This window comes from Borrelia coriaceae (genome assembly GCF_023035295.1).
In the GTDB taxonomy this organism is placed as follows: Bacteria; Spirochaetota; Spirochaetia; order Borreliales; family Borreliaceae; genus Borrelia; species Borrelia coriaceae.
The window spans coordinates 329,275-342,741 of the sequence record NZ_CP075076.1 but is presented as its reverse complement, the minus strand read 5'-3'; the positions used below and the strand labels follow the sequence as shown (position 1 = coordinate 342,741).

The 13,467-nt window shown below is 28.7% G+C and carries 8 protein-coding genes and 1 pseudogene; 5 read left to right on the top strand and 4 right to left on the bottom strand.

Annotated elements, in window-relative coordinates:
- Nucleotides 1-195 precede the first annotated feature (195 nt).
- Together bcCo53_RS01640 and bcCo53_RS01635 are read right to left on the bottom strand one after the other, a co-directional pair.
- Nucleotides 196-1,776 carry a peptide ABC transporter substrate-binding protein gene (locus tag bcCo53_RS01640; protein WP_025407980.1) on the bottom strand — a complete coding sequence of 527 codons (1,581 nt, stop codon included), beginning with the start codon at nucleotides 1,774-1,776 and terminating at the stop codon, nucleotides 196-198.
- 419 nt (nucleotides 1,777-2,195) lie between these two features.
- Nucleotides 2,196-3,797, bottom strand: a pseudogene (locus tag bcCo53_RS01635) (peptide ABC transporter substrate-binding protein).
- A 198-nt stretch (nucleotides 3,798-3,995) separates the two neighbouring features.
- On the opposite strand from bcCo53_RS01635, the gene bcCo53_RS01630 reads away from it, so the two are divergent.
- From bcCo53_RS01630 to bcCo53_RS01620, 3 genes are all read left to right on the top strand, one after another.
- Entirely contained in the window at nucleotides 3,996-4,889 is an 894-nt protein-coding gene (locus bcCo53_RS01630) for a 1-acyl-sn-glycerol-3-phosphate acyltransferase (RefSeq protein WP_025407979.1), read from the top strand.
- 15 nt (nucleotides 4,890-4,904) lie between these two features.
- Nucleotides 4,905-7,754, top strand: coding sequence for a periplasmic flagellar collar protein FlcA (flcA, locus tag bcCo53_RS01625; RefSeq protein ID WP_025407978.1), 2,850 nt, complete (start codon nucleotides 4,905-4,907; stop codon nucleotides 7,752-7,754).
- 62 nt (nucleotides 7,755-7,816) lie between these two features.
- Nucleotides 7,817-8,932 carry a VWA domain-containing protein gene (locus bcCo53_RS01620; RefSeq protein ID WP_025407977.1) on the top strand — a complete coding sequence of 372 codons (1,116 nt, stop codon included), beginning with the start codon at nucleotides 7,817-7,819 and terminating at the stop codon, nucleotides 8,930-8,932.
- 20 nt (nucleotides 8,933-8,952) lie between these two features.
- Here bcCo53_RS01620 and bcCo53_RS01615 read toward each other — a convergent pair whose 3' ends face one another.
- Both bcCo53_RS01615 and bcCo53_RS01610 read right to left on the bottom strand, forming a co-directional pair.
- Nucleotides 8,953-9,327, bottom strand: a complete 375-nt coding sequence (locus bcCo53_RS01615) for a tetratricopeptide repeat protein (RefSeq protein ID WP_025407976.1) — start codon at nucleotides 9,325-9,327, stop codon at nucleotides 8,953-8,955.
- A gap of 95 nt (nucleotides 9,328-9,422) precedes the next feature.
- Entirely contained in the window at nucleotides 9,423-10,553 is a 1,131-nt protein-coding gene (locus bcCo53_RS01610; RefSeq protein ID WP_025407975.1) for a LysM peptidoglycan-binding domain-containing protein, read from the bottom strand.
- Between the two features lie 487 nt (nucleotides 10,554-11,040).
- On the opposite strand from bcCo53_RS01610, the gene bcCo53_RS01605 reads away from it, so the two are divergent.
- Together bcCo53_RS01605 and bcCo53_RS01600 are read left to right on the top strand one after the other, a co-directional pair.
- Entirely contained in the window at nucleotides 11,041-12,111 is a 1,071-nt protein-coding gene (locus bcCo53_RS01605) for a hypothetical protein (protein ID WP_028328357.1), read from the top strand.
- 312 nt (nucleotides 12,112-12,423) lie between these two features.
- Nucleotides 12,424-13,464: a BMP family ABC transporter substrate-binding protein gene (locus tag bcCo53_RS01600; protein ID WP_025407973.1), complete on the top strand. Its 1,041-nt coding sequence runs from the start codon at nucleotides 12,424-12,426 to the stop codon at nucleotides 13,462-13,464.
- Nucleotides 13,465-13,467 lie beyond the last annotated feature (3 nt).

The following is a 13,467-nucleotide window of genomic DNA, read 5'->3' as shown; positions in this document are numbered from 1 at the left end:
AATAAGCAATGTTGTTTTCATATCAAGATGAGATTAAAAAAATTAATTTTATCTAAATTATCATGTAAATACTATTAAGTATTTTTTCAATTCCGTTGTGTTTATAATATGTTATGTAAAAATTATGTAATTTTAGGTGCATTGTTAATGAACAGACATCCATTGAGATATTTTGAATAGATGCCTGTTGTTTAGTTATTCGATTCTTTTAAGTTCAAAGAAATTAAATCTTTCTGCAATGTTGGGTTTCCAACCAGTCCATTTATCATTTCTAAATAGATAATTTCCTGCATGTATGTATATTGGAGCTACGGGGAAATCTTTCTCTACAATTATTGCCTCGGCTTGCCTTAAAATTTCTTGTCTTTTAATTGGATCTTGTTCGAGATCGGATTGGTTTATTAGATTTTCATATTTTTCATTGAAGTACTTATATGAGGCAAATTGTGAAAATTCTTTTTGGAATAGACTTAAGAATGTTAATGGATCTGAGTAATCACCTAGCCACCCGGATCTTGCAATTTCATAATCTCCTTTGTGCTTAGTTTCTATAAATGATGTCCATTCTTCATTTTCAAGTTCGACTTTGATGTTTAAGATATTTGCCCATTGATTTTGAATAAATTCAGCAATTTTTTTATGACTTTCATTTGTATTATATTTAATTTTTAACTGAGGAAAATTTGCACCATCAGGATAACCAGCTTCAGCCATTAGTTGTTTTGCTTTTTGTGGGTCAAACAATTTTAATTGTTTTCCGTAAGAATAATTATGAAAGTTTGGACTAATATTTCTTGTAGGAATAGCCCCGTTAGCCAAAACTTTTGTTGTTAATGCTTCTCTATCAATAGCCAGAGTTAAAGCTTCTCTAATCTTTACATTATCAATAGGTTTGATTTGTGTGTTAAATGAGAAGTAGTAAATACCATTGATAGGGGATGAGTAGTAATCGTTTCTTAGTTTTATTTCTTTCATTAAGTCAGCTGGAATGGTTAAGAGTGCATCAATTTCATTATTTTCATACATTCTATAAGCAGTTGATATATCATTTATTGTATAGAATATAATTTCTTGTAATTCAACGTCTTGAGCATTAAAGTATTTGTCGTTTTTTATAAGTGCTATTTTTTCGTTGGGTGTTCTTTCCTTTAGTTTATATGCACCACTTACTACCATATTTTCAGGCTTTGTCCAATCTTTTCCATATTTTTCAATGGTATGAATTGGTACTGGAATGAAAGATTGGTGTACCAGCATGTCAAGAAAATAAGGTTTGGGGTTAATAATAGATATTTCTAGTGTTAATTCGTCTATAGCTTTAATACCAAGCTCAGATTCCGAAATTTTGCCCTCAAAGTAATCTTCTGCGTTTTTTATTGTTGACTTGAGCATACCCACATAATTTGACGCTGTTTCTTTGTTTAATATTCTAAGATAAGATTTTTTAATACTCTCAGCAGTAATAGGAACCCCGTCACTCCAAACAAGATCTTTTCGTAAATAGAATGTATATACAGTGCCATCATCAGATATGTCCCAAGATTGAGCTAGCCCTGGTTTATACCCACCAGTTTGTGAATCTCCGATTACTATGCCACTAAACATTTGTGAGGTTATAGTTGCACCTATTTTATCTTCAGTTAGCTGAGGATCTATTGATTTAGGTTCTCCTTCTATGTTAATTTTGAATGATGAATTTTCTTTGCTATCGTCCTTACCACAGGATAATATGGTTATGAAAAGCAATATCATGAACATATGTTTTTGTATTTTCATTCTTTTAACTCCTATTTTCTTAAAATTAGTTCTGATTCAACTAAAATAGCTAAAAGTTTTCAAGGATTTTTTCTGTAAAATTTTTTTGTTGAACCTTTTAATTCATTTAGTGAAGATGTTAATTGTACCATAAATTATTTGTAAGTATAAAGGAATAATAGAGGCATATGGATGTTAGTCTGTTGTTGAATAGTTAAAGCAGGCATTTATTTTGTTTAAATTCTAAATAATTGCATGATGTTTGAGGTAACAATTTTAAGTTGGGAATGATGAACTTTTAGAAGATAGATAAAGGTGCAAAAATTTTTGGTAATTTTAAAATTGACGGTTAGGAGATAAAAACCACTTCTATAGTTTGTAGAGAAGTGGTTTTTCTTTTATGAGTATTGAAGTGTTAGTTTATTAACTTTAGATGGTTTTCACATTTTATGATTAACGTTTTCTCTTTTATATTTTATGTCTTCATAAAGATAAGCTTCTGAAACATTAGGAGTCCAGCCAGTCCATTTGTCATGCCTGAATAGATAGTATGATTTTAGTATTGAGAGAGGAGCTACGGGAAAGTCTTCTTCTACAATTATTGCTTCAGCTTGTCTTAAGATCTCTTGTCTTTGTATTGGGTCTTTTATAAAATTAGATTGTTCTATTAGATTGTCATATTTTTTATTTGAATACCCATATGCTCCAAATCCTTGATTTTCTGTTGTAAATAGACTTTCAAGGAATGTTAGTGGATCTGGATAATCTCCTGTCCATCCCATGAATGACATTTGATAATTACCTGTGGATCGGCTACTTAAGAAAGTATTCCATTCTTAGATTTCAATCTCAATATTAATGTTTAGTATTTTTTTTAGTTGTTCTTGTAAGAACTCTGCGGTTATTGCCATTCCATTACGTTGTGAGGTTTTATATTTAAGAGTGGGAAAGCCTGCGCCATTAGGATAACCAGCTTCAGCTAGTAGTTGTTGTGCTCTTTGTGGGTCAAATAATTTTAATTGTTTTCCGTAAGAATAATGATCAAATTGTGGAGTTAAGTTTCTTGTTGGTTTTGATTGACCTTTTAGATGAATCTTATTTAGTGCTTCTCTGTCAATAGCCAAAGTTAAAGCTTCTCTAACTTTTACATTATCAAGTGGCTTAATTGTGGTGTTAAATGCCATATAGAGTACTCTATTTATAGGATGAGAATAGTAATCATTTCGTATTCTAGCTTCATCTAAGTATTCTGATGCTACTTTAGTTAAAAAATCAACCTCATCGTTTATGTACATGTTATAAGCGGTGTTTCCTTGTACATGATAAAATATCACTTCATCTATTTCGACATTTGATGCATTATAATATTTATCATTTTTTTCAAGCACTATTTTTTCATTTGGGATTCTTGTCTTTAATTTGTATGCGCCACTTACTACTATATTTTCAGGATTTGTCCAGGCTTTTCCATATTGTTCAATCGCATGCACTGGTACTGGTATAAATGTTTGGTGTGCTAGCATATCAAGGAAATAAGGTTTTGGAGCAACTAAAGTTATCTCTAGTGTTGAATCATCTATGGTTTTAATACCAAGTTCAGATTCTGGTATTTTACCCTCGAAATAATCTTTTGCATTTTTTATTGTTGATTTTACAATATCAACATATTGTGAGCCAGTTTCTTTATTTAAAACTCTAAGGTAAGACCTTCGAATTCCTTCAGCAGTAATAGGAACCCCATCACTCCAAATTATCCCTTCTCTTAAGTGAAATGTGTATACAAGTCCATTATCGGATATGTCCCAAGATTGGGCTAGTCCTGGTTTATATCCCCCAGTCTGTGTATTTCTTGTTGTTAACCCCGAAAATGTGTTTATAATTACATTAAGTGATTGGATAGAAGTAGCAAGTTGAGGGTCAATTGAGTCAGGCTCAGCTTCGTTTGTTACTCTAAATGTAATCTTATCTTTTTGTTCATCTCCGGAACAGGAAGTTAGCCATATGATCAAAAAAGATAAAAAAATTATTGTCTTGTATTTCATAACTGATTTATTCTCCTTATAAATATTTTTTATTTTTCTTTTGAATTATTCTTGTTAACATACTTGAATGGATTTTACTTTAATTTGCTAAATAAATAAAGTATAATTATACAAAATGTTTACGTGTGCGTATATTCAATGCAGTATTTTTGATTTTCTAGTATATTCTTTTTCAAGAACTTTAAAGGATGAAGTTTGATGTTTATATTTAATGAGAGTTTTAACAAATATTTTAAAGGTATTGAGAATGAATTATTTAGTAGGTTTAAAGACATTGAAAAGATAAATTTTTTAAATAATTCTTATCATGAAGCAGATTCTGTTAGTAGAAGCTTGGTTGATACAATGATTAAAAGACTTCTTAAGACTAATTCTACCATTGTTGGTATTCAGAATATTGTAAGTCTTTATGAAAAGTGTAAATCTGGTAAGTCTTCAATTATATTAATGGAACATTATAGTAATTTTGATTTTCCTTGTTTTCAGTTTTTGCTTAATAAGATGGATTGTAAGGAAGTTTCAGAACATATTATTCCTATAGCTGGTGTTAAACTTTTTAAAGATAATTTGTTGATTAAAAGCCTTTCTTTGGGTTATAGCGTAATATTTATTTATCCTCCACATGCATTTATTGGCGTTGATCATGAGACTGTTAGGGAGAGACGGATTTTTAATGCTAATTCTATGAGATGTATTGCAGATAAAAAAAATAGTGGATATATAATTCTTATTTTTCCAACAGCTACACGATATAGGAAGAATAGACCTGAGACTAAAAAAATAATTTCAGAAATGGCAAATTATTTTAAGCTTTTTGATTATTTTATAATGGTTGGTATTAATGGAAATATTCTTGAAATTTCCTCAGATGAGGATATGTCTTGTGATGTTTTTAAAGAAGACATTCTTGTGTATAATGCAACTGAAATATTAGATGTAATTGAATATAAAAATTCAATTTTAGAGCAGTTAAATCGTGAAGGTTTAGAACCTACAAAAGAAATTTTAGGTGCTAAAATTGCTGATGATTTAGAGAAACGTTTCGAGGGGCTTCATAAAGATGGGGCTAAGATATATAATGACTTAATTTAGGGTTCTGATTTTAATATGCCTGATATAGAGAAAATAAATAAGTTTAAAAAAGAAATGCTAGATAATATTGCCGATGAGAGGGCTAGTAAAGAACTTTCTGGCATTAAAATGGATATTGAGCCTCCAAAAGATGGCGAGCTTATTGTTCCTTGGGAAAATAAGGAAGAAGTTTTTGATTCAGAAGGAGATTCTGATGATGAGCTTGATTTAGATGCTATTCTTGGTGAGCTTGATAATGAAGAAAAAGAGAAAGGCGTTTCTAATGAAAACGATATTGCAATTTTGAAGGATTCTAAAATAGATATTGATCCTGAGTTTAATACATTAAATAATGATTTTGATGTTTCAGATTCTAATTTTGAAGCAAACCTTGCAAAGGTTCTTGATGATAATTCTATTAGTTTAGATGATGCTATTAGTTTAGATTTAGATGTAAAGAATGATTTGTCTTCAGGTTTATTAGACTCGGATGAGTCTTTTGATAATGAAGTTAATGCTAATAATTTGAGTCATGAATCTTCAAATAATAGTAATGATGAGTTTGATCTTGAAAATATGATTGGTAGTCTGAATGGATCAAGTAATATTCCTGATGGATCAGATGAAGCAGGTGAGCAGTTGGGTATGTCTGATCACGACGAATCTGTTTTGAATGAGGGTTCTGATAATTTTAGTTCTGGTGAAGAGAACAATTGGTCTGATCTTGCAGATGATTTGAAATTTTTAGAAGATGATACAAAAAAATCCTCAAGTAACTATAATTTTAAAATTAATTATCCTTTGTTTTTTAAACATTTGGATTCCTATCCTAGAAATTTAAGGATTGCTATTGCTGAGGCTTTAATGCTAGATAATGTCTCTAGGTATAAGATTGAAGCATTAATTGAACTTGTTGAGCAAAATAATAAAGGTCTTAAGTTTATTGCTAAATTTGTCGGAGATATTGTTGGACGTTCTGTCAAATTGCCTGTTATGTATTATAAAGCAGAGGAATTTAGCAAGCTTGAAAAGAAATTTAGCTATAGACTTTCTAAAGCTTTAATTCCAATATTCAAAATAGCGTCCTTTTTTATTATTGTGACCTTTTTTTCTTTTTATTTTTTAGTTGATGTTATGTTTTTTTATATTGCATCTGATAGAAAATATAAAGAGGGTCTCTCTTACATATATGAAAATAAGAGAGAGCTTGCTAAAGCTATTTTTAGGGATGCGTATTATATGAGACCTAACAAAAAGTGGTTTCTAATTTATGCTAAGGCTTTTGAAGATGTAAGAGATTTTGATAGTGCTGAGGAAAAATATGAAGAGTTATTAACTATTGCTCCATTTTCTGTGGATGCTTCTAAAAGAAAACGCAAAAATTTTGATAGGGATGGGTATTTAGCTTATGCTTCTATGAAGACGATGCTTGGTGAGTATGCTGATGCAAATGCGATTTTAGATGAGGTTATATCTTATGATATTTATGATTATGAAGGATTAATGGCTAAGGGCGATAATTATTTTCAGTGGGCGCAAACGGATCCTTTGTATTATAGAGATAGCATTAATAATTACACTATTTTGCTTTCTAAGTATGGAAGTAAGAATGAAGTTTTGTTTAAGCTTTTTAATGCTTATATTGAGGCTGGTGCTGAGAGAGAAGCTGAAGATGTAAATTCTTTTATTAAGTTAAATGAGGGATTAGATATTGATGAAGTAGTTTATACTAAATATGCTAAAAAATTGATAGATAAATATGTTGAGTTTACAATCTATAATAAGAGAGTAAATATTCTATCTAGGAATTTGAAATATTTTAGTTCTCAAATGAATTTGCTTAATAAAGAATTTTCTAGTTTTAAGGCCGGTGATGGGAAAAATGTTTCTAATGTTTTAAATGATATTAACCTTAACTCAGAAATTGAATATATTCTTAGAAGAGTTTTATTTAAAAATCCTGGTTACAATAAGGCTCTCTTTGAGAGTGGTAGATATTTTTATTATATGGGTGACCTTAAAAAATCAGAAGGATATTTATTGACAGCTTTAAGTAGTTTTAGAGAAGAAGATTTAGTTGACAATTTTGCTGACAAGATTATTGCTTATAGAATTTTGTCAGACATTTATGAGAGAGGAAATGATGCGCTTAAGGCAAGTAATATTGTTAATCTGGCTTTAAATGATTATGATTTTTTTAAAAAAAATGGCCTTGTTAAAGTCTCTAAGGAGCTTGCATTAATTTATGAAAAGCAAGGGGATATTCTTAGAACTTTAAATGGTTTTAAATCAGCTATATCTTCTTATAAAATGGCAATAGATGAGGGAGTTAATTCACCAGATATCCATTATAAATTAGCATTGCTTAATTATAAGGAGAATAATTATAAAGACGCATTGACTTGTTTATTCAGAGTACAAAACATGTCTGGTTTTGCAAATTGCAATAAAGTTTTAAACTCAATTGCATCTGTTCTTTATAAAATGGGTGATTTTGAGGCTGCTAGGAGTTATTACTTAAGGATATTGCAAAATTTAGAATCAGAAAAGTCTAGCATTTTAAATTTTAAACCTAAGGGGAATGAGCATCATAGAGATTTATTGATAAAAGAAATTGAGATTTACAATAATCTCGGTGTTGTTGAGATAAGATCATCTCTTGGCGATAAGGTTGGCGCTAGTATTGTTAGAGATCATGATCTTTTTGACTCTGGGATTGCAAATTTGACTGAATCTTCTAGAATATTTGATCTTTTAAATCGTGATGATGATATGGTAAAGAGTGTTAAAAAAGATCTTGCTAGTTTAAATCTTAGAAGCATTTTTAAGAATAATTTTATTAGTTCTAAGATTTTGTTTTATGATAATTTGGCCGATAATCTTTAAATTTTTAGTATTTTGTTAATTTGAGGCATATAAGGTTGCCTAATTGACGTTTAAGGGTTTATATGAAAAAAGCTTACTTTATTATTTCCTTATTCATTGTATTTAATTTGTTTCCTTCAACAGATGAGCACTTAAGTATTAATATTGATGATGTGTATGTTGAAGCTCATGATGATGGCTTTCATCTTTTTATTAGGAAAAAGCCAAATATTAAATCAGTTATTTTAACTGAATCTTTTGAAATACCAGATAAGAGTAAAGATATTTCTACTTATTCATTTAGAACATTAGAGTATAATAGGATTAATGGGGATGAGATTAGAATTTTAAATGGTAGAGTCATTCAAAATAGACAGCTCTTATCATTAACATCTTCTACACCTATTCAAAATAGAAAATTTGGAGAGGCTTTTCATATCTTAATACCTAAGAAATTGAGATATGGTTTTCCTAATTTTTCAACAAGAAGCGGTGATATTGATTTAGAAGTTCTAAAGAAAAGGAAAGATCCTTTTTGGTTTTCAATTAGAACTTTTGAGAGAAAATATAATGATTATTTAGGGCGATATAAGGATAATGCTTATGAGTTATTCTTTGGAGACATTCAACGAGAAAGTGCAATTGAGAATGATGATTTGAAAAAAGAATTTTTTAGGTTTGCTGATGATGTTGTAGTTGCACAAAAGGGTCTTGATATTGTTGATAAAATAAAAGATGTTTTAGGGAAATTAGAGGATTCGTTTTCTGATTTAGATCTTGTTTTTGTTATTGATGTTACTGATAGTATGAAAAATCATATTGAAATTTTAAGAGAACACCTTTTTGATATGGTAGAACCTCAACTAAGTCGGTTTAGATCTTATAGAGTGGGTTTTGTATTTTATAAGGATTATCTTGAGGATTTTTTAACAAGATCTTTTGATTTTAATAGTAAGGAATATTTAAGTAATGTGCTTGAGGGTATTAGTGTGGGTGGTGGTGGAGATTATCCTGAAGCAGTATTTGAGGGAGTTAATGCTGCTGTTACTCAGTTTGATTGGAAAGCAGATAATAGATTTATTCTTGTGTTGGGTAATGCCCCCCCTCATGAATATCCTAGAGGACCTATAGTTTATGAGGAGGTTATTAGAGCGGCCAAGGAAAAAGATATTACAATTTATGGAATATTAATTAAATAGTGGTTTGCATTAATTGTGTATTATGGTTTTTTTTGTTGATTTTGTATTTTATTTATTATCTTTTTAGATAAGGGGATGATCCATTTGGGTGTTTGTATATTAGATTGTATTAATTCTTCAAAAAGATTTTTTGCTTTGTCTTTTTTATTTATCACATAGTATATGAATGCGATTTCATACTTGCCTGTGGCAACGATGCTTTCATTTTCTTTGTAATTTTCAATCATTTTTTCATATACTTTTAGAGCAGATTTATAATCATTTATACTTGTTGCTTTTTGAGCTTCCCTTAAGTAAATGCTGTGAGGAGTTTCTTTTGTAAGTTGTTTGTCCAAGTGGGCTGCTGTGTAGCATGAGATAAGTAGGCTATTTGTTAATAATATTAATTTTTTCATTTTTGGTTCTCTTCTTTTGTAAGACAGATTTATTTAGATTAATTTTATTAAATATAGAAAAAGAAAACAAGCTTATGCTTATTTTCTTTTTTGTCTTATTTAGAAGGGATTATTATTTTCCAATTTTCATGTATTAAGTCTGGATTTTGTATTTTTTGTCTGTTTGCAAACCAAATTTTTGGCCATAGATAGGGGTCGTTGTACAATTTCTTAGAAATGCCCCATAAGGTGTTTCCAATTTTAATTATATATAGTTCCTTGCTGGCATGACTTTGGTAGGCTTTTAGATATCTTGCAGAATCTAAGAATAGTTCATTTGCGAGTCTAAGGTTATTAAGCTCTTTAGCTTCAACTCCTTGTTCCCATAGTTGTCTGGCTTTCTCAATGAGTTGGAGTGTTTTGAATTTATTTGAATCTGATGAATCTGATTCTTTCATTTCCTTAGATTCTTCTTCATAAGCCAGTATTAGTGCATCTATTTGTCCAAGTAAATAAGTTTCACCTTGTGAGTCTAGGAGATTTATACGTTCATCTTTATCTTTAATTAGTGCTCTTCCATTCCATGGGGATGGTTTAATAAGTTTATTGTCGCTGTAAATAGGGAGATTAGAAGCAGCTTCCAGTGCTTTTAGTTGTTTATACATTCTCTCTTCCGTTTCCTTAAAAGCCCTTGCTTCTTTTGCCTTTTTAGCAGTTTGTTGTGCCTTGTTAAATGCTTTACTGTACATTCCAAGGGCACTTTCGATATCGTACATCTTGTATTTTCTTGTTGCTTCGAAATATAAGTTATTTACCTCATCGATTTCTAATGGAATCCATATGTATGCTTCATTAGCTTCAGCATCATTTAAATATTTTTCAATGTTTTCTTTCAAGTATTTTATTTTTTCTTTTTTTTCTATTGTATCTTTTGCAATATTTCTATACCTTTCTAATGCTTTTAGGGCAATTTCGTTGCCTTTTTGAATCATATCCTGTTCAAATTGTTTGTGCATCTCTTTTTCAAGATTTTCAGCTTCATTAAATTCCTTGGAATAAAAAAGATTGCCCCTTTCTTTTATTACATCATTTTTTATGTTGTCAATGTTTCTTTTTATATCTTCAGCATTTGTAGTTGAAATTTTGGAGTCTGAATTTTTTTTATCTTCTGGAGGGGTTTTACATGAAATTAGGAGAAGAGCAAATACAAATAGTATTGAAAATAGTAACTTGCTTTTTTTTATCATAAATACATCCTTCTTATGTGATATTGATTATACAAATCAAGAACTTTGTTTTTTAGACATCAATTTTTTTATCTTTGCATAAAGCCTCTCATTAGTATATTATTACACAATACGACATTATACAATTTTTTACTGCATATGTTATGTTCTATTTTTATTGTATCAATGTTCTAACTCTTATTTTTAATATGCCTTTGAAATATTGGCATTTCCACATGTGCCTTCTTCTGGCATGGTTTCACATGAAATTAGTGAAAGAGCTAGTATCAATATTATTAAAAATGCTAATTTGTTTTTTTTCATAATAAGTACATCCTTTTGACATAAAATTGATCATAATAAATTGTAACTTTATTAAGCTTTAAATTTTTTTAAATTATAACGTATTTTTCATTTTTGTTAAAGTTAGTAAATATTTTTAAAAAAGATATAATTAAGCTTATAAAATTGTAGAAAAGAGGAGAATTTGATTTTGAAATCATATATTATGATCCTTTTATTTTTATTCTTGCAAGTGTCGTTATTTTCTCAAGTAGCATCTATTAAAGAAATTGAAGGGCAGGTGAGTATTATAAGAAATGCTGTTCCTGTCAAATTAGTTTTGGGTGATGAAATTTTTGAATATGATTTTATTGAAGTGGGAGATAATTCTAAAATTAAAATAGGTTTATATGGAATAAATGGTGTTTCATCAGATTTAATCTTGTATTCTAATACGTATAGTCTTATTTGTTATTCTTCTCTTAAAGATGTTCAGGATGCAAAAATATATTTATTTAAGGGGAGTTTAGATGTGATTATCTATGAGGTTGTGCAAGGTTCTTCGTTTTCTGTAAATTTAAATAATTATTTTTTTATAACTGATTCTCCTACAAAATTTTATGTAAATTGTGAATATTTTAATAATTATTTTGTTAGTGTTTTTGAAGGCGTTATTAAACATTATAATAAGGAAGAATATTGGATTTCAGCAGGAACTAGTATGTTACTTTGGGATGATAATTCTTTTTTATATAAAACCAGTGATTTTGGATCGCAAAATATAATTCAAAATTTAAAAGAGATGTCTCGTAAAAATTTTATTTCTCTAAGTAATAGTCGTTTAACTTATATATTTGCAAAATATATTGAAGATAGCTTTAGGTTTGATTTTGTATATGATTCTCTGGTAAGAGATCCTAAATTTAATACCATATATTCAAAGTGGAGTTTAGAGGATAAAAATTATACCTTAGGAAATAGGATTGACATGATGAATGATATCAATTATTTAAGAGGTCGTATAGGTATTCTTTTTAATAATTTTATTTATTTAGCCAATGTGTTCTTTTTTATAGAAGATATTGTTAAGCATTCTTCTGTTGTGTTTGATAAAATGAGCATTCATGGAGCTGTTTTAAAATTTTTCGAAAATTATGAAAAGAATCGATTGTCTTTAACAAATAAGTTTTTCAAAACAATTCATTCTTTAAAAATGTATTTAGTTCGTACTAATGGTGATATTCCTAGTAATTTAAGTGTTAATGAATTTTATTTATTAAAGCCCAGAGAATTTTGATAAGTATTTCAAATGTTTAATATTCATCTCTTGAAAATTAGTAATTTTAATTTTTATTTGGATTATTGCTTGTATTGGGTTTTTGTTGGTAAACTTTTTATGATATTGTCTCAAAGCTAGTTGTTTAGGGTCAAATTAAGCAGGATTGAATGATAGAATTGGACGTGATGTATGCTTTTATGATATCTTCTTTACAAATAAACTTTTTTGAAAAAAATTGGTGTGTTGTGAATTTTAGGTTTTTAATTTTATATCATTTTATTTTTTTAGTAATATTGATTTCATTTCATAAGAAAAAGGTGTTTTGTTTCTGTGAGTAGAGATCTTTTTTTAAGAATTTTTTGTATTTTCATTTCATTAGTTTGTTTATTTCTATTTGTTTATATTACTTTTTTTAAAGTTAGAGAATATAAGTCTTCATATAGTAAGAAAATTGCATTGTTTATTCCTGGTATCATTAGTGGTTCTCCTTCTTATAAAGCAATGTATGACTTTTTAATTGAATTTAGAAAGAATAGGATTGATATTGAGGTTAAATTATTTGAAGCTGGTTTTAATCGACATGAATGGATAGAATTACTTGAAAAGTTATTAAATTCTAAAAATTATGATTTTTTGATAACGACAAATAACGTAATGCAAGGAATTATTGATAAAATTTCTCCAAATTATCCTTATACTAAATTTTTGCTTTTTGATTCTTTGGTTAAAAATACTAATCCCCAAGTATATTCGCTCTCTTATAATGTTGCAGAAGAAGCTTATATTTTGGGATATTATGTGGGTTTATTTTTAAAAAGTTCTGATTTTTCCAATAAGAATGTTGCCTTGATTGCTGGACAAGAATATCCTGTTATGAATAATTATATTTTTCCTTATTTTAAGAGTGGGATTAGTGAGGTGATAGATTCAGAAGTGTTCTTTAGAACTTTAGGAAATTGGCATGATAGCAATAGGGGAAAAGTTTTATCTGACTCTTTAATTTTAGATTCAGGGGTTTCTGTAATTCTTCCAATTGTGGGTATAGCGATTGAAGGAGTTCTTTCATCGGTTCGTGAACATGGTGTTTTTGCTGTTCTTTTTGATGGTGAAGATTATTTAGATAATAAGGAGAATATTATTGGTTCAGGTATTACAAATCAAAGGTTTTATTTAGAAAAAGTCTTAGATAAGGCTCTTAAAGGAGAGATTAAATATGGCACTTATAAGATTCTTGGTTTTAGAGATGGGGGAGTTTCATTTAATTTATTAAATAAGTTTTATGTAGAGAAGACTGATTTGAATCTTAAAAAAAGGCTTGAAGAAAAGATAAGAGAGATTAATAATACTGAGATCAAAATCAATTTAGAATGATTT

Coding starts and splice junctions, on each gene's coding strand:
- bcCo53_RS01615 (WP_025407976.1), bottom strand. CDS start 9,327: ATGAAAAAATTAATATTATTAACAAATAGCCTACTTATCTCATGCTAC.
- bcCo53_RS01610 (WP_025407975.1), bottom strand. CDS start 10,553: ATGATAAAAAAAAGCAAGTTACTATTTTCAATACTATTTGTATTTGCT.
- bcCo53_RS01640 (WP_025407980.1), bottom strand. CDS start 1,776: ATGAAAATACAAAAACATATGTTCATGATATTGCTTTTCATAACCATA.
- bcCo53_RS01630 (WP_025407979.1), top strand. CDS start 3,996: ATGTTTATATTTAATGAGAGTTTTAACAAATATTTTAAAGGTATTGAG.
- flcA (WP_025407978.1), top strand. CDS start 4,905: ATGCCTGATATAGAGAAAATAAATAAGTTTAAAAAAGAAATGCTAGAT.
- bcCo53_RS01605 (WP_028328357.1), top strand. CDS start 11,041: ATGATCCTTTTATTTTTATTCTTGCAAGTGTCGTTATTTTCTCAAGTA.
- bcCo53_RS01620 (WP_025407977.1), top strand. CDS start 7,817: ATGAAAAAAGCTTACTTTATTATTTCCTTATTCATTGTATTTAATTTG.